This window comes from Candidatus Solincola tengchongensis, from assembly GCF_015711935.1.
In the GTDB taxonomy this organism is placed as follows: Bacteria; Actinomycetota; Geothermincolia; order Geothermincolales; family RBG-13-55-18; genus Solincola_A; species Solincola_A tengchongensis.
The window spans coordinates 1-20,686 of sequence record NZ_JACVJJ010000051.1; the positions used below are offsets into that span (position 1 = coordinate 1).

At 63.9% G+C, this 20,686-nt stretch carries 11 protein-coding genes; 4 read left to right on the forward strand and 7 right to left on the reverse strand.

Going from position 1 to position 20,686, the window contains the following annotated elements; all coding sequences use genetic code 11:
- From H7007_RS04240 to H7007_RS04260, 5 genes are all read right to left on the reverse strand, one after another.
- A partial coding sequence (locus tag H7007_RS04240) for an Eco57I restriction-modification methylase domain-containing protein (RefSeq protein ID WP_287153317.1) occupies positions 1 to 3,684 on the reverse strand: 3,684 nt, incomplete at its 3' end.
- Entirely contained in the window at positions 3,681 to 6,545 is a 2,865-nt protein-coding gene (locus H7007_RS04245) for a DUF8741 domain-containing protein (RefSeq protein WP_287153319.1), read from the reverse strand. The genes H7007_RS04245 and H7007_RS04240, both read right to left, overlap by 4 nt.
- Positions 6,542 to 11,620 (reverse strand): DEAD/DEAH box helicase, encoded by a 5,079-nt coding sequence (locus H7007_RS04250; protein ID WP_287153321.1) that lies wholly within the window; start codon positions 11,618 to 11,620, stop codon positions 6,542 to 6,544. Before H7007_RS04250 ends, H7007_RS04245 begins: the two co-directional genes overlap by 4 nt.
- A gap of 141 nt (positions 11,621 to 11,761) precedes the next feature.
- The gene (locus tag H7007_RS04255) at positions 11,762 to 13,447 is read right to left on the reverse strand and encodes an NERD domain-containing protein (protein WP_287153361.1); all 1,686 of its coding nucleotides are present in this window, start codon (positions 13,445 to 13,447) and stop codon (positions 11,762 to 11,764) included.
- 193 nt (positions 13,448 to 13,640) lie between these two features.
- Positions 13,641 to 13,862, reverse strand: a complete 222-nt coding sequence (locus tag H7007_RS04260) for a hypothetical protein (RefSeq protein WP_287153323.1) — start codon at positions 13,860 to 13,862, stop codon at positions 13,641 to 13,643.
- A 413-nt stretch (positions 13,863 to 14,275) separates the two neighbouring features.
- Here H7007_RS04260 and H7007_RS04265 point away from each other — a divergent pair, with 413 nt between their 5' ends.
- Both H7007_RS04265 and H7007_RS04270 read left to right on the forward strand, forming a co-directional pair.
- Positions 14,276 to 14,812 (forward strand): hypothetical protein, encoded by a 537-nt coding sequence (locus H7007_RS04265; protein ID WP_287153324.1) that lies wholly within the window; start codon positions 14,276 to 14,278, stop codon positions 14,810 to 14,812.
- Between the two features lie 231 nt (positions 14,813 to 15,043).
- Positions 15,044 to 15,343, forward strand: coding sequence for a dynamin family protein (locus tag H7007_RS04270; protein WP_287153326.1), 300 nt, complete (start codon positions 15,044 to 15,046; stop codon positions 15,341 to 15,343).
- 439 nt (positions 15,344 to 15,782) lie between these two features.
- On the opposite strand, the gene H7007_RS04275 is transcribed toward H7007_RS04270, so the two are convergent.
- Both H7007_RS04275 and H7007_RS04280 read right to left on the reverse strand, forming a co-directional pair.
- Entirely contained in the window at positions 15,783 to 16,532 is a 750-nt protein-coding gene (locus H7007_RS04275; RefSeq protein WP_287153328.1) for an N-formylglutamate amidohydrolase, read from the reverse strand.
- A gap of 601 nt (positions 16,533 to 17,133) precedes the next feature.
- Positions 17,134 to 18,318: a lipocalin-like domain-containing protein gene (locus tag H7007_RS04280; RefSeq protein ID WP_287153330.1), complete on the reverse strand. Its 1,185-nt coding sequence runs from the start codon at positions 18,316 to 18,318 to the stop codon at positions 17,134 to 17,136.
- A gap of 363 nt (positions 18,319 to 18,681) precedes the next feature.
- Between H7007_RS04280 and H7007_RS04285 the strand changes: the two genes are divergently transcribed.
- On the forward strand, positions 18,682 to 19,704 hold the full coding sequence (locus tag H7007_RS04285; protein ID WP_287153331.1) for an alpha/beta fold hydrolase: 1,023 nt from the start codon (positions 18,682 to 18,684) through the stop codon (positions 19,702 to 19,704).
- On the forward strand, positions 19,692 to 20,603 hold the full coding sequence (locus H7007_RS04290; RefSeq protein WP_287153333.1) for an amidohydrolase family protein: 912 nt from the start codon (positions 19,692 to 19,694) through the stop codon (positions 20,601 to 20,603). The genes H7007_RS04285 and H7007_RS04290 overlap by 13 nt, the downstream gene beginning before the upstream one ends.
- The last annotated feature ends 83 nt before the right edge of the window (positions 20,604 to 20,686 follow it).

Genomic DNA, 20,686 nt, shown 5'->3' on the forward strand with positions numbered 1-20,686 from the left:
GGCCATGGCCTCCCTCAGAAAGGAGGTGAGGAGGAATCCCGAAGCCTGGCTCGAAAAGCACATGCCGCTTCTTGAGACAAGGAGCGGAGACCCCTGGGTGAAGGACGTCCTCAAGGCGCTTGCGGGACATGAGAGGATAGCGTGTTGAGGTTTTGTCGGGATGGGGTGCCTACTTTTTGTAGACAGCAACTGGCCAACAGCTAATCTCGGAATTAAAGTGAAAATTGTTGTACGCTCATTAGTTATATTAGTTACATTTCTAAATCCAAGTACCCATTTTCTACTATAATCTTTTAGCCTTGTATTCATTTCCTTTTCGTTCACCCAATACCACGGTAGGGGGAGGTAGGAGGGGTCGGCATATTGGGATGGGGTGGGGGTGGGGAGGTGGGTGCTGGAGCGGGAGGTGACGCCTTCGTAGGTGCCGAAGCGGTGGTCGAACTGGTGTATCATCTTGGCTTCGTAGAGGGGGAGCCAGACTTCGCGGGTGTCGCCTTCGCCTTTGATGAAGCGGTTGCCGTGAAGGCGGAAGCCGGCGGCCTCCAGCTGCTCACGGGTGCGGAAGAGGTGTGAGTCATTGGACATATGGAACATAGTCATGAACCTTACGCCCCAGGGGTTCTCGCCCGTCCTCTCGTTCACCAGCACGGGCACCCTCTCGTAGATGTACCTGGTGAGCTCGGCGTCCTGACGAGTTCGGAACACGGGGCAGGTGCGGGTATTGGGGTTGAGGAGGGCGAAGTCCTCGGCGGCGAGCTCGAAGGTGCGGCGCGGGTCCTTGAGCTGCTCGGCACGGGTGAGGAAAAAGGCGAAGCGCATAGGGGCACGTCCCGCCTGGAGCCCGCCACCGTCCCCGGCAGAAGCCTCAACCTTTTTACTTTCTACGACAGATCTCCTGCCACCGGAGGCACCAGCGGCATCCGCAATAAGGCGGGAGTCCCGGCCGTCCGCCTGACGGTCCACGCCGCGGAGGGTGAGGAGGCAGAACTTCTGCCTGCTATCAACCGCCGGGAATATCTTCTCCCGGTTCTCGAAGTCGTAGAGGCTCACGAGGCGCCCCTTCTCCACGAGGCGGGAGAAGAAGACCTTGTTGGTATCGTCGGTGGCGATGCCGGTGGGGACGACCACGCCCGCTCTACCGGAGGGTTTGACCAGCATGCTGAAGAGCTCGGAGAAGACGGAGTAGGTGTTTATGTCCCCCCGTGCAGAAAGCGGGAAACGACCAGAGTGCCTCAAGAACTTCCCCTGGGCCTTGGCGTAGTGGAGGGCCTCCTGGTATTCCTCCCACAACTCCGGCTTCTTTTCGGGCAGCCGGCTGATGAGGCGCTCGCGTGCCGCCTTGTTGGGCGCGTCGGCGACCTCGGCGTCTCGAGTGGCGAAGAACTCCTGCTCCTGGAGCTTGATGCGCTCCCAGGGAGGATTGCAGAGCACCACGTCGAAGCCGCCGTCGCGGAAGACCTCGGGGAACTCGAGGGGCCAGTGGAAGAAACGGCGACGCAAGGCGAGCTCCCAGGCGGCACCCTCGTAGCGGGCATCCACAGGGTGGCCAGCAAGGTAGCTGTTGAGGACCTCGGTGGTGGGGATGCGCCTCACAGCCTCGTCCTCCGGCTTGAGACGCGAGAAGAAAGCCGCCGTCCAGAGGTGGCAGGCGGTGTTGTCCCGCCACCAGCGGGAACCGCTGTCCTGGAGGCGGCGGAAGGCCTCCTCTTTGCGGCGCACCTGCTCCGGGGTGTCGTCGGGAATGCGGTCCAGTACATCCAGCTCCCCGGCGAGCGAGGCTGCCTCCTCCCCGAAGTCGATGGCGAATGGTAGCTGGCCCGCCAGTTTGGTCCGCTCCACTCTGTTCCTCTTCTTGAGTTCCCTGGCCAGGGGTTTGTCGTCGTCCGCCTCCGGATCGAAGGCGCCGTCGGGGATGCCCTCCTCGAGCGCCTTGAGGTCGAACACCCCGATAAGGGAGTCGCCGCAGCGGATGCGGTGGTCGAGGAAGGAGAGGGGTTTCCCCGCGGCGTGACCCTCTATCCACAGGGCCACCTTGCAGAGGTCCACGGCCAGGGGGTTCTTGTCCACCCCGTAGATGCAGTGGGAGATGACGTCGCGCACGGCGGAGCGCACCTCCTCGGGGGCCGGCTCCTCGTTCCCCGTGCGCACGCGGGCCAGCTCCTTCCCCAGGCGCCGGGCGGCGGCCAGGAGGAAGTGGCCGCTGCCGCTGGCGGGGTCGCACACCCGGATGGAGAGGACGGCACGTTCCTTATCCTCACGCGTCCTGGCCCCGGCCAGCCTCTCCTCGAGCACGGGCACCAGGGCGCTCTTCACCAGCTCGTTGACCAGCTCGGGAGGGGTGTAGTAGGAACCGGTGGTCTTGCGCTCCGTCCCCCACACCAGGCGGAAGGCGGGCCTCCCCTCCTGCTTCAGGAAGACGGGGTGGTACTCGAGGAGGCTCTCGTAGACACTCCCCAGCTCCTCCACGTCCAGTGCGGAGTAATTCACCCGGCGGCGAGGGGCGCGCTGGTCCTCGGAGTAGGTAGAGAGCTCGCGCAGGGCGGCCAGGAGGTCGCGGTTATAGAGGCGGCAGCGGTCGAGCGGTGAGGGGTGGAAGAGGTCGCCGTTCAGGGGCGGGACCTCCAGAAGGGAACCCAGCTCCTCCTTGCGGAAGAGGTCGAAGGTGGCCTGCAGGGAGAGCCACAGGTCCTGGTGGTCCTCCTCGGGCAGGCGTAGGTCGGCCAGGCGGCGCAGGCGCTCCAGGCTGTAATGCTCGAGATAGACGGGCGAGGGGGAGATGAGGGATCTCTCCTCGGCCACCATGAGGAAAAGGAGGCGGTAGACCAGGCGGAGGAGGTCCCGGTAGAAGTCCTCCGGCTTGATCTCCCCGGATTCCACCTTGGAGCGAAGCCCCGCATTGGCCGGGTGGGCGAGGAGCCCATTGCCAAATATATCCAAAGCGCGCTCTACGCCGTCGCGCAGGCGCTCGCGCACCCGGCCTCCCTGTTCCAGGCTCTCCTGATAGTACCGCTCCAGCAGGCAGGAAGGGGCGTCGTCCATGCCGCGGGGAAGCCGGGTGCGGTGGGCCAGGCGGAAGAGGAGGGCGAAGTCGGAGAGCCTCTCCCCCTCGAACATCCCCTCCAGGTCGAACTCGATGTAGGCCTGGCGGGAGAGGAGCTGGCTGTCGCGGAGGAGGCGGAGGATGCGGCCGTTGGTGACCACGCCCCAGAGGTGCTCGGTGCGGTTGAGGTACTCCTGCAAGAGGACGTGGGGGGCCAGGCGGGGTCGGCCGGAGGGAGGGAGCTTTCCCAGCTCCTGCCGCCACCCTACCACGTGCACGGGAGGAGCGTCCTCTCCAGGGGAGGCGCCGTGGCTCACGGCGAAGGTGAGCCCGTCCACCACCTGGGCCCGCGGCCGGTAGGTGAGCTCGTACCCGAGAAGGCTCAGGAGGGGGATGACCCAGAGGTCGCGCGTTGCGGTCGTCGCCATGTCCTCCGCGGGTATCTGCTCCAGTCTTGAACGGAAGACCTCGTAATAGCGGCGGGCGGCACCCCAGACCTCGGAGACCTCGTCTATGAAACTGGCTCTTTCCGGTAGGCCGAAGTCCCCAGGCCTCTGCCCCGGCACCTCCCCGTCGGCTAGGCGGTCGATGAGGTCGGAGGAGATGAGGCCTCCCTCCACGCGCAAGCTCGGGAAACGGCTCATCCCCTCACCCCCTTGGGGACGGGGAGGAGGACGAAGACGCCCAAAAGGTCCGGGGGCAGGTGGCGGGTAAGGGCCAGGCCGCGCCGGACGACGCGCGCCGCCTCGCGCACCCTGCGGTGGGACTCCTGCAGGGACCTGGCCCTCTCCTGGAGAATCGTGCCGATCTCATTTTCCATTTCCTGGTACCAGGAAAGGGCCCTCTCCAGGACCTCCGTCCTCTCGCCCGGTGCGACGTTCTCGTCCGGCTTTGCCTCACGGAGGAGGAGCAGAGTATCCTCGCGGGGGAGCCAAACCACCTCGGGAGGAGTGCCGGTGAAAGCCAGAGGGAGCACTTCCTCGGCCAGGAGCTCCCTCCCCTCGGGCAGCCTCAGGGTGTAGCGGCAGCGCAAGAGGAGGAGAACGGTGCGCTTGTCTACCTTTCGTGTACGCATGACCCCGCAGCGGGAGGCTAGGGCCTCCGGCTTTCCGGCCAGCGATTCCTCGAGAAGCCGGCGTGCCAGAGCGGTGACGAATGGGTGGTTGCGCCCGACATAGATAGCGTCCTCGGGAGGTGGAGCCTCGAAGCACAGGCGGCACTCGCCGGCGGGAAGGGTTTCGCGGACCGGCTCGGGAAGCCGCTCCGTGGAGGCGAGGAGGACGGTCCCGTCCCTGCGCGGGCGCACGCTCACCCCCATCCTCCGGCAAGCCTCGAGGACGAAGCCGCGCACCGCGTCCGGGTCTCCGAGGACGGAGTCGGTCTCCCGCAGTTCCCGGTCAACCTCATCGGGTTTTATGGCCCGCTGAGCGAAACGGGTGCGGCTCTCCTTTTCCCTTTCCACCGCCTCGTCCCAAAGCCTGACGATGTCCCGGGCCTGGGGAGCGTCGAAGAGCTGCATCTGGGCGGCATCTTTGCCCCGGAAGAAAAGGGACTGCAGGACGGCCTCCATGACCGTCTCGCTGTCGGCGGGAACGGGCACGGAGATGCCCAGGGCCTTGTGGATGCTCCGCGCCTTGCGCAAAAGGACCTCGAGCACCGCCCCGTCCACGGGATTGTCCCGCCCGTAGAGGAGCACGGCTTTGACCTTCTCCCTGGTCTGGCCGAAGCGGTCCACCCGGCCCTCACGCTGCTCCAGCCGGTTGGGGTTCCAGGGCAGGTCGTAGTGGACTACGGCGTTGAAATGCTCCTGGAGGTTGACGCCCTCGCTCAGGCAATCGGTGGCCACGAGCACGCGGCGGGGGTGGGCGGAGAGCTCCTCCACCTTGAGCTTGCGCTCCTCCTCGGGGAGGACGCCGGTTATGGAGACCACGCGCAGATCCGGGTAATCTTTTTCCAGGCGGTGCCGCAGCTCGTCGGCGACGTAATCGGAGGTGGCGATGTAGCGGCACCAGACGATGGGCGAGTATCCTTCTTTGAGGAGATCACGGATGATGCCGGCACATCTTTCCATCTTGTTGTCGTCCTTCCCCTTTAGCTTCTCCGCCTGCCGGGCGAAGGCGCGCAGCCTGCGGGCCTCGTTGTCGGTCAACTGGTCCGACCCGTCCTCGATGATGCCGCTGGGCTGGTTGTCCGAGGGCTCCCGGTCCTCGGTCTCGTAGATGGTGGGTAGATATTCCTCGCCCAGGGAGTCTGTCCCCTCTTCCCCCGAAAGGGATTCGGCTCCCTCCTCCCCCAGGCCCTTCAAGCGTTTCCCGATGGCGGCAACGGCGGCGGCGGGGCTGGACATGACGCAGCGTAAGAGCGCCAGGGCGGTCCAGTAGCGGATGCGCCTCCTCCAGCCGGTGAGGGTCTCCCCGGAGGCCACCAGCTCGCGGCTGAACTCGTATATTCCCTCGAAGAGCTCGCGGTAGGCCGGCGACAGCTCGTAGTCCGCTTCCTCCGCAATGCGCTCCGGGAAGGGAGTCTTCTCCCCAAGCCATTCCACCACGTCGGCGCGGCGGCGCTGCACGAAGTGGCGGGCCAGGCGGTCGCGCTCTCTCTCCGAAAGATGCCACACGTCCAGCTCCTCGAAGGAGGGGTCCAGGAGCCCGAGAAGCGAGAGGAAGCCCTCTTCCACCCCGCTGTGAGGGGTGGCAGTGAGGAGGATAAGGTGGCGGCTTTCATTACCAGCGACCTCGCGGAGGAGCGCGTGGCGCTGCTGCTGGGCGGCGGAGCGCACGGAGGGGCGGGCCGCACCGTGGGCCTCGTCCACGATGACCAGCTCCGGGCAGTTGGCCAGGAAATTGTGGCGGTGGCGCTCACTCTTGGCGTAATCGATGCTCACCACCATGTATGGATAGTAGCCGAAGACGCTGTGGTCTCCGGGCGGGAGGCGCCGCTCCAGTGAGCTCACGGTGCCCGAGCTCACGACCACCGCGTCAAGGTGGAACTTCTCGGCGAGCTCCTTCCGCCACTGCTCGCAGAGATAGGGCGGGCAGAGCACGCAGAGCCTGCTCACCTCGCCGCGGTCGATGAGCTCGCGGGCCACCACCGCGGCCTCGATGGTCTTTCCCACCCCCACGTCGTCGGCGATGAGCAGGCGCACTGGGTCCAGGCGGAGGGCCATGAGCAGGGGCACGAACTGGTAGGGGCGGGGGCGGACGGATACCTTGCCCAGGGAACGGAAGGGTCCCGCCCCGTCGCGCAGGATGAGCCGGGCAGCGTCGAAGAGAAGGCTCACCGAGGTGGCGTCACCCGCCTTCTCGGGCGACGGAAGGGGGAAGTCGGCGGAACTTATGGTGTCCACCCCGTATTTCATGAGCTCCACGGATACCCCGCAGGTCTCCTCCTCCGCGCCGGAGAGCGGGCGCAGCATGATCACCCCTTCCTGCCGGGAAGGGACGACCACCCATTCCCGCTCGCGGCAGCGCACGATGGACCCCACACCGAAAGAGGTTTCGCTCATGCTCCAGCCTCCCCAAAGACGTCGGGATACCTGGATACCTGCTCCTCCAGATCCTTATCGTAACGGATGACGATGACCCGGTAACCAAGTTCTTCCAGTTCGCCCCGCACCCTCTCGTCCTTCTCCCTCTGGGCGGGCTCGTCGTGCACGGACCCGTCGCAGAAGACGCAGGTGTACTTCTCATAGAAGAAATCCGGGACGGTGCCGGGATGGTCCGCAAGGGCCCGCTGGGCGTCGTCGGGAAGGCGGCGCCGCGTGCGGTAGAGGTGGTCGAGGAACTTCCTCTCCAGCTCGGAGCGGGTGTCGGTGAGGGCGCGCAGCCACCGGTAATGGCTCTCGTAATCCCTGCCCCGGACGATGGGCTGGGTCTGGGAGCGGGAGAGCTCGGCGAGGAAGTCCCTCACCAAGGCGCGGTCGAGGAGGGGATAGTCCCGCTGGTTGGTATAGGAGAGCAGGCAGTCATAGCAGGCTCTGGAGCATTCCTCGTCCAAGTCCTCGAGGCTGACCGGGTCGTAGTGACAGGCGGCGAGGGCTTCCCGGGCCACGCGGGCCAAGGCGTCCCGGTCCTCCGCCAGGGTGCGCAGCACCCCGTACCCGCCCTCGGCGGCCTCGTAGAGGAGGATGCCGCGCCTCTCCCCTTCCCCGATGCGCTCCGAGGCCAGCTCGCTGGGCTCCAGCTGGAAGACCCTCTCCAGGCCGCGGCGCAGGGCGTGCTCCAGGGTGGCCAGGTGTTCCTTGGTGAGCTTCTGGTCCTCGCTTCCCGGATAGATGAGCATGAGGTTCATGGTGTCGCGCACGAAGAGGCGCACGGTCTCCACGCGGGCCTGCGCGGCCCTCCTCTCGTCCCCGGCGCTGCGGGAGAGGAACTCCCCTGTGTCCATGTCGAGGAGGTAGCCGTCATCCTTGCTGTTCTTCCAGCGGTGGTTTATGCGGTAGAGGGTGGCGGAAGGGGCGTAGACCAGCTTGAGAAGGGGATTCCCTGCGGCATCCAGCACAGAGGCGGGTATGCGCCCCTCGCTCGATCCGGTGGTGGGGGCAAACTCGAAATGGGTGCTGATGTAGTAACCGTAACGCTGCCTCTCCTCCTCCTCGCTGGTGATGCGCTCCCTGCGACGGGCATAGACCCCGGTGGCCTCAAGAAGGGTGGCGATGACGTAGTCGTCGCCGGAGAGGCGGGTCTCGCAGTTGTGGCATATCTCCACGCTCTCGTCGGCGTGAAGGTACCCGCACACCTTGCACAACTTCGCCTTCAGGAGCCGTTTCTCAAGGTCGGCGAGGAAGGTCCGGAGGCTCCTCACCTGGTACTTGGCTCCCTCGTGATAGATGAGGTTCTCCGGCCCGAACTCGGAGAGGGCCAGGAAGCGAGGCCGGGAGATGTAGTCGCCGCCGCCCCTGCGGGGGAGAAAGGCGGTGAGAGGCAGGCGAGGGAAGTTGTACCCGGGGAGGAATCCCTCGCTCGCCAGGTAGCGGTAGGGGTAGAAATCCGATTCCTCGTATGACGTGGTGATGTTTTCCAAGAGCTGTTTCTGGCGCTCCGCCTCGTCCCGGTCGCTCTTGGCCTTCAGGCGCTCTTCGTTCTTCCCGGTCGGATAGCGGAGGACCTCGTTGGCCTCCACCCACTGCCGATCGGCTGCGCGGTAGAGCTCGCGGAAGCGGTCGAAAGCCCGGTCGAACTCCTCCGGGGCCTGCCGGAGGGCCTTCTCCAGCCACTCCTCGCTATACCAGGGGGCTTTTTCCAGGTCCGGGTAGCAGGTTGAGAATATGCGCCCGGCCTCTTCGAAAAGCTCCTGGAATTCCCGGTCTCCAAGCCGGATCTTATGCGCGACGTCCTCGACGAGGGGATATCCCTCCAGCCGCACGTCGACTATCTCGGTTATGGAGCGCCCCAGGGAAAGCCCGGTCTTGGCCATCCACAGGGAGTGGAGGTGTGCCCTAACCAGTTCCTCGCTGGAGAGGTCGATGCGCGGGGGCTGCACCGCACCGGAGACCATCTCCCGCTGGTGGTGGAAGAAGTACTGGTCGTGTCCGCTGCCCGCCACGCAGTAGGTGAGTATCAGGGCGGGATCGCCCTTGCGGCCGGCACGCCCGCTGCGCTGGGCGTAATTGGCCGGAGTGGGAGGCACGTTGCGCATGTGCACCAGCTGGAGGTCGGCGATGTCGATGCCCAACTCCATGGTGGGGGAGCAGAAGAGGCACTTCAGCTCGCCCTCCCGGAAGCGAGCCTCGCGCTCCTCGCGCCTTTCGTAGTCCACCTGGGCGGTGTGTTCCCGGCCTTCGACCTGGTGAAGAAACTCGGTCGAGCGGGAGTAGAAATCCACGAAATAGTGGTTGGCCTCAATCTCCGCCTTGCGGTAAATGGGATCCTCGGACCGCCTCTGGTAGATGGGCTCTCCTGCAGGAGTTCCGTCTCCCAATTCCCACACCAGGGAGGAGGACTCCACCTGCACGTAGGACACCCCTCTCTCGCTTCCCCGGCGCAGAAGGCCGTGGGCGCAGAGGATGTCCATCAGCCGGTTCATGTTGGCCGCATAGTCCAAGTCGAAGGCCGGGAGGACTCGTCTCAAGTAACGACGGACCAGGCTCCTCTCGCCGAGGCTGTAGCTGTTGGAAATACTTTCCTCCTGGCCTGGAAGGACGAACCGGGTGGCCGGCCGCAGCCGCTCCTCGTCCTCGAAACCCCAGCGCTCGTCCAAGTACTCCCCCACACGCCTCTTCAACTGCTGCTGGTCGAACTCCTGAAGGCAGGAGGCGCGGATGGCCAGCTTACGCCGGAGATGATCCAGGAGCACGGTGAGTATCTTTTTCCTCTCCCCGGGTTCGAGATCAGCGAAGGCCGGAAGCTCCCTCCAGGCCTCGTCGTCGGAACACAGCTCCTCAAGCCCCAGGTAGCCGATGCGCACCAGACCGCACTGCTCCAGGTTGGGCTGCACGAAGCGCCAGCCGCGGCGCAGGTCCTCGTATATGCGGTACTCCACGAGCTCGGTGAAGACCCTCACGACGTCTCTTCCCTGTGGGGTCTCGGGAAGTAGCTCCTTGTTGGCGGCTATCTCCCTGAAGGGCAGGTTTAGAGCTTCCACCACCTTGTGGGCCACCTGGTCGTAGCGGAGCGGACCGGCTTCCTTCACCGCCCTGTAGATGGCGGAACGGAGGAGGCCCACCTGGACGAAATCGTTGAAGTGGCCGGCCTGCAGGCTTGCGTCCTGCCGGTTGTCGGTGAAGCTGAGGATCTTACGGGCTCTCTCCTGGACGTCGCCTAAGGGCGCATGCTCCAAGGCGGAGAGGGCCATGACCGTGGTAGCCGAGCTCCTGCCCTCGCTGGATAGACCCGTCAGCTTGCTGAACTCGCTTCCTTTGCCCGTGTAGAAGACCCCGCAGTTCAGGCAGAGGCGAAACGGCTGGGGCTGGAACCAGGCCTTGAGGCCGTCCTCGACCGGAGCCGAACTGTACTTTCCATCCCGACTCACCCAGACCGCCCGGGGCACGTAATCGCGGTACTCCTTCTTGACCCTACCGTTCTCCTGCAGCCACTCCTGGGGGAGGTTCTCTGGTCCCCACTCGAACTCGCGGTCCTCCGGGGAAAGCAGCAGGTAACCTCTCTCCCTGAGCTCGCCGTCCTCCTTCAAAGGGTCGAGATCGTCGCTCATGGGGTAGAAGGCGGATTCCCCGGCGTCGTGCTCCACCTCGTAGTATTCGACACCGCACAGCCTGCAGAATTTGAGGGGGAAGAGCGGGAGAACCCCGCCGTCCGTCTCGGCGAAGGGACGGCCTTCCATGTCCAGCCGCCTCTTGGAAGGCGCTTCCAGGGTGGCATAGACGCGGTTGCCCTGGGCAACGAACTGGTGGAGCTTGAAGGAAAGGAGGGGTTCTCCATCGGGGTTCCGCAAAGACGCGCCTTTAAGAAAGACCTCGCTCAAGGCCCTCCGGCATTCTTCCTCGTTCAGACCCGTCTCTTCCGCCAGCATGGCGGCGCCCTCCTCCAGGCTGATGGGCGGTCGGCGGCGGTAGCGGCCTGGCTCCTCTTCCGCCAGGCCGAAGTTGAACTCCACCCAGGCCACCAGGGGGTTCTTCAGGAAAGTATCCGGCTCGTCGGGAAGAAGAGAGGTGACAGCTTCCCGGAGCTCCCGGGGATCGGGGGCTTCCGGTCCTGAGGTCACGGACTCCAGGCTCTCCTCTATGACCTGCTCGGGTCGGAAGGGAGACCCGAACACCCTCTCCGCAAACTCGGCCACCACCCGGCGCCTGTCTTGCGGGGTGGAGTCGCCCCCGGCAATCATGGTGGCGCTGGTGCCCACGCATATGAGGTCCGGGTTCCCGCACCTCTCCTTGAGGCGGCGGATGAGGAGGGCGACGTCGGCCCCCTGCCTCCCCCGGTAGGTATGGAGCTCGTCAACAACGAGGAAGCTCACGCCTGCCGTGGCGCGGTCCACGAAGATGTGCTCCTCGGGGCGAACCAGCATGAGCTCCAGCATCACGTAATTGGTGAGCAGTATATGCGGGGGTTCCCTCTGGATGGAGGGCCTTTCCTCCAGGTTCTGGCCGGTATAGCGGTTGTAGCGGACGGGGAACTCCCGCCCGGTCCTTTCCTGGAAACCACGGGCAAGCTCGTCCAGGGCCGTGAGCTGCGAGTTGACCAGAGCGTTCATAGGATAGACGATGATGGCCCATACCTTTTTCTTTTGCGGATCTCCCTTGAGGACGGCGTCTATTATGGGCACGAAGTAGGTGAGGCTCTTGCCGGATCCGGTCCCGCTGGTGACCACGAAGCCTTTACCGGAGAGAGCCGTCTCGATGGCCTCAAGTTGGTGTTGGAAGAGGGTGATGGAATCTCCGTTCCGGTCGCGGAAGATGTCCGCGCAATCGGGGTGGAGCTTGCCCTCCGCGACCAGCTGCTCCACGCGCACCGATTTCCTGTAGGAGGGGTTGAGCTGCACCAGGGCCGGGGGCCACAGCGTTCCTTTCTCCACCAGCTCCCGGTGCACGAAGTCGCGTATCCTCTCGTCCTGGATGGTGAGAAAGCTCTGGGTGTATTCACGGTATTCCTCGATGACCGCGTCTCTCAGCTCGAAGATGCTCATGATTCTCCCTTCGACGGATGATTCCCCTCCGACCAACTATTTTAGTCAACCGACTAAATTTTTTAGTCAAACGATGCGTTTAAAGGCGCGTTATTCCCGCACTCCTCCTTTTTGATTTTCTTATACCTCACTTCTTACGCCTCACTCCTCCGGGGGGCTCCACGCCCGGTCGTGGACCACGTAGAGGAGGTGTTTGGCGCGGGTGACGGCCACGTACTGGTCCTTGCGGTCGTGGACGGGGAACCTCCCGTCCATGTCGCAGAAGAAGACCACGTCGGACTCCAGGCCTTTGAAGCGCTTGAGGGTGCAGAAGACCAGGGCGTCGGGGGGCTTCTCCTCATCCTCGAAGTCCACCACCCGGCAACCGGCGAGCTCCTCCACGCCGGCCAGGCAGCTCTTCTCCCTAATATGTGGGGAGATGATGGTGATCTGCCCCGGGCGGACGCCTTTCTTCAATAGCTTGGCCACCTCCCCCTCGATGATCCGGGGCTGCTCGCCCGGGTCGCGGTAGGGGAGGAAGCGCACCTCCTCCCCCTCCGGGTTGCGCTCGTAGTTGTAGTCCTGGGGGTCGATCTGCCCGATGCGGCAGGCGGCCTCGCATATCCTCTTCGTGTTGCGGCAGTTCTCGCTCAGGACGTAGGGCTCGCCCCTCACCGGGAACTGCAGGTCCTCCCCGTGGTAGAGGTTCTGCCTCTCGTCGAAGAAGATGTAGAGGTGGCACTCCTCCCTGTCCCGCAGGAGCTTGAGAACGCTCTCCGACCATTCCCGCCTGAAGTCCTGCCCCTCGTCCATGATCACCGCGTCGTATCGGATGTCCAGGACGTCCAGGGCCCTCTCCAGGAGCCGGGGGACCTCCTCGGCCCAGAAGCTCTGCCGCCGCGCGCTTTCCTCCGGACCCGGAATCTCGTAGGGCAGCCCGGCCCGGTCGGCCAGGCGGATGCACAGGTCGTGGTAGTTGTAGACGTCTATCCTTCCCTCCTCCGGGCGGAGCTGGCCGCGGAGGTAGGCGGCCAGGGGGCGGTTGAAGCACAGGATGAGGACGGAGAGGCCCTCGGCGACCAGGCGCCGGGCCTTCTCCACCGCGAGCTGGGTCTTGCCCGTCCCGGCGTACCCCTGGATGAGGGCCCGCCTCTGGTTCTTCAGGACGTCCAGGATGCGGCACTGCTCCGCGGTGAGCCTCAGTATCTCCGCCTCCTCGTCCTCCATCCTGCGGGCGATGGAGACGGTCAGGCGGAACTCGGGGAGGAGGAACTTGTTGTAGAGGTCGTTGTACTCCTGCTCGGTCATGGCCCGGCTTCCCTGGCGGCGCATGCGGGACATGATCTCCTCCACCCTCTCCCCAACCCGGTCCAGGCCGTCGCGGTCGATGACCAGCTCCGGGAGGGCGTGGGGAGGGAAGTATTTGGTCTGCACCGAGGCGTCGGGGAAGGCCACGGCGTAACCGTAGGCGAAGGGGAGCTCGTCCGCCCCGGGGAAGACCCCGCGCTTGAGGATCTCCTCCTTGAGCCAGTGCATGTTGCCCTGCGCCTGTTCGAAGGGGTCCTTTATCTCGTGGCGCTTATCGCCCGAGGCGGGGACGGAGAACCACTTCCTCTCCCGGGGGCGGTAGATTATCTCCTCGCCTCCCTTGACCTCGAAGGCGAGGAGGCCTTTCTTGCGGTGGACGACGAGGAAGTCTATCTCGTGCTCGTATATGCCCATCTCCCCCGCGGAGAGGTAGGGAAGGGAGTGGAAGACCGTGTAGTCGCCGGGGAGCCCGTCCCGCAGGTACTGGTAGAAACGCCTCTCTCCCCGGGGGACCCCCTCCACCCTGACCTCGGGTATCATCCTGGCCAACGTCTACCTTCCCTTCCCCTGTTTTGCCTGCACCGTTCCCCTCGACCACAAGGTTTCGCAACGGACCTTCGCATGCGATGGCGATGTTTCCCATGCTTGCCGGCAATTCATCTAACCTTGCACATATATTTCCGAATTCGGAAAACACCGGCAAAAGCCCATCCGTTCAAGAACGGTGCATCGCTCACCAGCCCTCGTAATCGTAGTCGTCCTCGTCGTCTTCGTCGTCGAGGTCATCGGGATACCCCTCGGCGAAGCAGCGCGGGCAGAGGTAGTCCTCGAAACCCTCCTCGTCGAAGGCCACCTCGTCCCCGCAGCTGCGGCACCTCCGGGTGTTGTCGGCGACGAACCCGATGATCTCGCCCACCCAGAAGGCGTCGTCCAGGGAATCGAAGGGCCTGATCATGCAAATCACCCCCGAACGTTGATCCCCGGAGGAGACCTCCGGGGCGTATTTCACCCGATCACGATTTTCGGAAGCACCCTGCAGGATTTTTATACCATCCAGAGACGACAAAAGGGTCGTATCTCGATCTTCAGAAATTTGCGAATCAAATCTGCAATTTGATCAATCCGATCAGAACCAAAAGGGAAGGATGGCACGTGCCTGGAAGCGGGTCCTTCCGACGTTTAGAAACAAGACCATTCGGGTATCACTAAAATGGATCTCTCTTGGATGTCCGACAATCAAACATCATTTCAAGCGTCAAAATAAGGAAATAAGGGGTAAGGTAGGGACCGTACCTCCACGATTTTTTTGTTTTTTTGAAATATCGGAAGGTGGCTGCAGGTCGATCCCGACCAGACGCGATGGAGGTGATGAAGACCATGAGCCGTAGAACGAAGATCGTGATATCCACCATCTTGGTCTGTGCACTCGCGGTCACCGCTGCGGCGGTGACGGTAAGCATCTTGGCCCTCTCGGACAGAGGCGAGCGCAATGATACTGACCGGGCCGAAGAAGAACCGCAGGACGTCCGCGAGGAGAGACAAGAGAAAGACGGGCAAGAGCCGCTTATCCCGAGTGAAGATGGGAAGACCCAAACCAAACAGCCGGAGGGATCCGCCACCACCAACTACCCAGGCCTCGTACCTATGCAAGTCCCAGCCTCCTCGGTGGATGAAGCCCTGCTGAGACAGGCGGCCCAGGAATATGCGAAGAACACCTTGGGGGACGCCCAGTCCTACCAGATCACGCAGATCAAGATCAGCGTCATGGACCCCAAGTGGGGCAAGGTGACCTTCTTCAGACAAGATCAAAACCTGACTTTGGAAACGCTTTTTCTCCGTCAGGACGGGAATTGGGCGCCGGCGCAGATCGGTCCGGGCACTCCCGCCAAACCTACCGACATCTAATACCGGCAGTATATGAAGCTTACGATATACATACTCAGAAGAGGTTTACTGGACCGAATCGGTGACGAAGCTCGCCGTGTGCCCGAAAGTGGCCGATAGCTTCTGCCGTCACGGCGATAGGAGTTTTCAAATTTAGGGCGCGAAGATGGAAGGTTTCAAAGGCCTGGCAGAAGAGATAGAGGTTAAACTGGACTTCTTCGCGCGACTGGCAAGGGAGCGCGTTCCCTGGGATTGATCGAGCCCTTAGAGGCTTGGACGAAAAAACTGGAGTCCGACCATTTCCATATCTTGGTCATGGGCCAGTTCAAGCGAGACAAGACCACGTTAATAAACAGCCTGCTGGGAATGGGTCTTCTGCCCAGCTCCGTCATGCCCCTCACCTCGGTCAACATCCTCCTTCGCTCCGGAGAGGAGCCTGCAGCTCAAGTACACTACCTGGACGGCCGCAAGGAGCGGGTCTCCCTAAAGCGCATCTACGAGTTGGTCACGAAAAAGAGAGCCCGGGGAACCGAATATACGTGCAGGCCGTGAAGGCCTTTCATCCTTCCCCCACCTCGAGGACGGCGTGAGTTTCCTGGACGCTCCCGGCATGGGCTCCACCTTCCCGCACAACGACCAAAGGGCTTATTCCTACATCCGTTCGGCCGGCGTCTCTAATGGATACCTCCTCGATGTGCGGTAGAGCAGCGCCCTACGTCCTCGATCTCCGTACGAAAAAAGGAATTGTCGGAGGCTCATGAGACGAAGTCTTTTCGAAAAACGAGGCTACGGCCCCAACCTGCCGGCGAAAAAAAACGAGGCTACAACTCCAATGTGCCAACGCGCGAAGAACGGGATAGAAGAAATGATCTTACACGATAAGCAGATCGCGCTGACTTCCTTTTCCGTTGCATCGAGCGGGCGGTTTTTTTGAACATGATCTTTGCACGATAAGCACATCTCGCCTATGCTCAGTCCTGACGATCCACCCTCAACCGATCATACTCCCTCCGGCCCCAATCGCTGCGGCGAGAGCCAGGGCCATGGCAGAGGCGAGGGCGTTCCGCTTCCTCGCGTCCAGCCTTATCCCCCGGGGGATCTCCAGCATGACCGCCGCCACATTGCGCCGGCCCCGGAAGCTGTCCACCACCGAGCCGCCGACGAAGGGGGTGTACTCGTTGAAGCCCTCCGCGGGGAAGAGGGGGAAACCTGAGGCTTGGAGGCTCTTCCGGAAGGCGTCGTAGGCCGGCCTCAACCACCCCGGGACCAGCTCCCCGCGCCGGGTTCCGAAGACCAGGGTGTCGGGCGGGAAGGGATGCCGGCCTCCGGAGCCACCTCCGTCGTCGTAGCCGTGGATGTCCAGTACCAGAGCGAAACCGTGTCTCTCCACCGCGGCATCCGCCACCCGATGGAGGGCCCGGTAGTAGGCATCGAAGAGCTCCTCCAGCTCGGGCACGCCCCTGGTCCTCTCGCGCCCCCAGTTGAGGTCCAGCACGCCGCGGGCGAAGAGGGCCACCACGCCGGAGGCGGCGAACCCGCGCGCCTCGCATTCCGCGGCCACCTCCTCAAGGAGGAGGTCGGTGTGGAGGTCTATCTTCTCCTCCGGGTCGGCGAAGGGACGCAGTACCTCCGGGATCTCCCAGCCCCCGTGGGGCGCGGAGAGCACAACCGGCGAATCGCCCCTCAACACCCTTATGAACGGGTTATCGTCCCGATGGCCTTCCCGGTAACCCGCGGTCATGATCCGTTCTCCTGCCATATCCTACCAGACCTTTTTGGAGGAGAGGGCATGCACTCAAGGCGAAGGGCTCCTAGCGTGTCTCCTTCCCGCCATCCAATAGTCATGTCATCCCTTTTCCGGCGCCTCCAACCCCACTGCCCGGCGGTAAAGGTTTTCTTGCATTGTGCCGTGCTTTCCGGTTGAGTGCCGCCCTCTCCGGTCAAGGTCGCCTCACCTTCGGGACCTCCCTGCGGCGTGGTAGGACAAAACGTGTCCCGATGAACCCATTCCGCATCATATCCATCTCTAAGTTGAATTTTAACCTTCGCGCGGGAAGCTCACCTTCAAAGCGGGTGGATTTCACCCGACTCAGGGCTTGTACGCAAAATGGGAGTCATGCGACCTCAAAACAATCCCGCTCTAACCAGTCTCGCACTTCCTGCAGGTACTCCACAAACCCGCTCTTGGACGTGGAAAAACCAGCACGCCGCACGTTATCCACCTACGACCTGCCTCGATTGAACGGTTTTGGAGACAGTAAGAATTCGACCCTCAGAGGGGAAGGGTCTTGAGGTAAATTTTTCCCTTTCCCTCCCGTTTCGGTAAAAGAAGAGGGAGACCTTCACAGGGGTAATGTCACCCCTGGTTTGGGAATCTGCCCGCATCGCAGTGAGAGGATCATGTACTCCCAGTGGGTCTCCCCCGCGAGCTCCAGCTCCTCCCCGCCCACCTTCACCCGGCCCCGGTAATCGGAGAGGAAGCGGTAGTAGGCGGGACCGGCCACGGCCCTCCCGAAGAGCTTCAGGGCCGGGGCAGGGAGCCTGTCCGCCAGGGTCATCACGTTCTCCATCTCCTCCTTAACCCGCAGATGGAACTCTCCGGAGACGTCACGTTCGGCGAAGGAGAAACTCGCCTCGGATGGGTAGACCTGGTAATCTTTGGAATCCCTGCGGTAATTTCCGACCCGGAAGTCGACCCGCGAGGATTCCAGGACGATGCGGTCGTCCAGGGCCAGGAAGAGCACGGGGACGCGGATGCGTCCGCAGCGGCGGGAGGTGTTGACGTCGGCGAAGATCATGGTCAGGCGCTCGTGGAAGAGCCGCCCCCATATCCAGTGGGACACGTAGAGGGGCAGGAAGGCGTTCCCCCAGTTGTGGTCGTGGTAGCCGAGGCCGCTGACCCGGTGGGTGACCCCGTCCACGGTGAGGGTCCCCTCCACCCGGGCGCGCGGCTGGGCCACCACCCACCCGAAGACCCGCTTCCTCTCCGGCCTGCCGAACATCACCTCTCCGGTCCCCCGGGTCCATCCCGGCAGGAGGTTGGTGAAGACGAGGTCGCAGGCCAGGTCCCCATGCCGAAAACGTACCCGGTATTCGGGGTAGTACCCCTTTATGGTGTTCTCCCCGATGGCCACGTCGCAGGTCTCGCGGGAGGCCCGCCACTCCGAGGCGGGGAAGGGCACGATGTTGTTCAGCCGGCGCCCGTCCGGGGTGTAGACGTTGAAGAGCATGCAGCACTGGCGGGCCAGGGGGTTGAGAAGGTTGGGGTACTGGAGCTCCAGGACGCAGCGGTGCCCGTCCTCGAACTGGGCGTCGAAGTACCACCACTCCCAGTAGAGGCGGCCCTCGTAAGGGTGGAGGGCGTCGTCCTCCGGCCGCAGCCTCCGGTTGAGCTCCTCCGGGTCGCGGCTCCCGTACATGCCCACCGGGGTCACCTGGAGGTGCCGGTCCCGGGTGGTCCAGGCGCGCGCCGCCGCCGCCACCGCCACGTCCTCAAGGGCCATCCACACCCATTTCTTGCCGGACATCGCCACCCCCTCCCGTGCGAATCCTTCCGTCCCTCCGCTTGGCGGCCCGTCCTTGCCTCCCCGCGATGCTCCCGCCCCGCCGTGGTTCACCATTTTCACCATTAAATATCTCTCCAGGCGAAGGGGCCGCTAATCATTCCGGTCTCCCGTTGCCGCCGCAGCGCCTTGCCTCTCAACCTCGACGGGAAGGGTTCGCGGAGACGCCCAAGTCCAGAAACATGGCGGACACTGCTTTTGACTCCGGTAGAAATGTGAGAAAATTACAACCGCGCAGCAGTCGACATGGGGCTGGAGAATCCGGTGTGACCGCTTTACGACGCTCCGGCCAGTGCAATGTTCGAGGCATATAGGGGGTGACGGTCAATGACGGTGAAGTGGTTTTCCGCAAGACTGCTGAAGGGAGCTCTCCTGGGCGCTGTGGGCATGTACGGGACGGCGGCGGCGGTGAGGCAGGCCGACCACCGTCGCTCCGCCGGTCAGACGCGCCCGCCCGCTCTTCCCGACGGCGAGCCGCGAGCGGGCATCCGCTCCGCGGACGGGACACCCATCTACGCCGACGCTTGCGGGGAGGGGCCCACCGTCTTCCTGGTGCACGGGCTGGCTTGCAATCACACCATCTGGCGCTACCAGAGGGCGTTCCTCAGGGACAGGTACCGCGTGGTCTCCCTGGACCTGCGCGGGCACGGCAAGTCCGGCACTCCCGCCAGCCGGGACCAGAGCACGGAGCGCCTGGCCGAGGACCTGGAGGCGGTGGTGGAAGCCTTCGACCCGCCCTCCTTCGTCATCTGCGGCCACAGCATGGGCGGCTTCACCACCCTCAAGTGGCACGAGCGCTTCGCCGAGCGCTACCGGGGCCGCCTCAAGGGCCTGGTCCTCGTGGACTCCTCCGGCGTGGACGTGGTGGAGGGGATCGTCCTGGGCGGGCTGGTGAAGCGCCTCTACCCCGTTCCCCTCTCCACCCTCCTGGACCTCATGGCCGTCGACTTGCCCGTGGCCCAGAGGGGTTGGGAGCTCTACGGAAGGACGGCACCCGCTTACCTCTTCGCCCGCTACACGGCGTTCGGAAAGAGGCCCCCGGCGGACGAGGTGGAGTTCCAGCGGGAGCTCATCTTCTCCACGCCCCTGCCCGACTTCGTGCGGGCCATGAAGGCCTGCCTGGACTACCACGTGGACCCGGAAAGCCTTTCCAGGATAGAGGTGCCCGTGCTCGTCCTGGTGGGGAGCGTGGACCGGCTCACGGCGCGGAGGTCCAGCGAGCGCACCTCGGCGATGATCCCCGGAGCCAGGCTCAAGGTCTACGAGGAGCGCGGCCACGACACCATGCTGGAGTGCCCGGAGGAGGTCAACCGGGACCTCGGGGCCTTCCTGGAGGAATGTTTCCGCTGAAACACGAGGGGGTCTTCATGATCGTCGACTGCCACATCCATTACGAGCCCAGGATGTTCCCCGCGGAGAGGCTGCTCGCCGCCATGGACCGCCACGGGATAGACAGGGCTTGCCTCGTCCCCACCATGGTGGAACCCTTCTCCCTGCGCGGCAGGATCAAGAGATATTCCAATTCCTTCCTGCGGGCCTGCCTGGTGCACGCCAACCCCCTCGGGAGGTTCCTCTACGACGCCCTGCTCATCGACAGCCGGGGGTACTTCCACATCCTGCACGAGAAGTACCGGGTCATCGAGCGCCCGGACAACGCCACGGTGGCGGAGCTCGTGGAGCGCCACCCGGAGAGGTTCCTGGGATGGATATTCGTCAACCCGGCCGTCGATCCCGACCCGGTAAAGGAGATAGAGAGGTGGGCCGGTCGGCCGGGGATGGTGGGGGTGAAGGCGCATCCCTTCTGGCACCGCTACCCGGTGGAGAGGCTTTTGCCCGTGGCCTCCTGGTGCCGGGAGAACGGCCGTCCCCTCCTCGTGCACCTGGGGTCGCGGCGCGGAAGCGGCGATTACCGCCTGCTGCCGGAGAGATTCCCCGGTCTCAAGATCATCTACGCCCACGCCGGCATCCCCTACTACCGGGAGCTCTGGGGCTACATACGGGACAGGGAGGGGCTCTACGTGGACCTCTCCAGTCCTTACCTGAACCCGGGGCTGGTGCGGAGAGCCGTGCAATTCCTCGGCCCCGGAAAATGCCTCTACGGGACGGACGGCCCTTACGGCGAGCAGGCTCCCGGGGAGGACTACGACTACGGGTGGATAAAGGGCTGGGTGGAAGCCCTTCCCTTATCCGAGGCGGAACGGGAGCTGGTCTTCGCGGGGAACTTCCTCTCCCTGGTGGGGAAGGCCTAAACATCCCGCGGATACCATTCCCTACCTCCCGCGCCTGGGCGAGGAGTTCCTCTCTCTCGCGGGGAAACAATGGGGGCGGAAAG

Excerpts from the sequence above, each read along its gene's own strand:
- H7007_RS04245 (WP_287153319.1), bottom strand. The coding sequence starts at position 6,545 with ATGAGCGAAACCTCTTTCGGTGTGGGGTCCATCGTGCGCTGCCGCGAG.
- H7007_RS04255 (WP_287153361.1), bottom strand. The coding sequence starts at position 13,447 with ATGATACCCGAGGTCAGGGTGGAGGGGGTCCCCCGGGGAGAGAGGCGT.
- H7007_RS04290 (WP_287153333.1), top strand. The coding sequence starts at position 19,692 with ATGTTTCCGCTGAAACACGAGGGGGTCTTCATGATCGTCGACTGCCAC.
- H7007_RS04285 (WP_287153331.1), top strand. The coding sequence starts at position 18,682 with ATGACGGTGAAGTGGTTTTCCGCAAGACTGCTGAAGGGAGCTCTCCTG.
- H7007_RS04280 (WP_287153330.1), bottom strand. The coding sequence starts at position 18,318 with ATGTCCGGCAAGAAATGGGTGTGGATGGCCCTTGAGGACGTGGCGGTG.
- H7007_RS04260 (WP_287153323.1), bottom strand. The coding sequence starts at position 13,862 with ATGATCAGGCCCTTCGATTCCCTGGACGACGCCTTCTGGGTGGGCGAG.
- H7007_RS04250 (WP_287153321.1), bottom strand. The coding sequence starts at position 11,620 with ATGAGCATCTTCGAGCTGAGAGACGCGGTCATCGAGGAATACCGTGAA.
- H7007_RS04275 (WP_287153328.1), bottom strand. The coding sequence starts at position 16,532 with ATGACCGCGGGTTACCGGGAAGGCCATCGGGACGATAACCCGTTCATA.
- H7007_RS04265 (WP_287153324.1), top strand. The coding sequence starts at position 14,276 with ATGAAGACCATGAGCCGTAGAACGAAGATCGTGATATCCACCATCTTG.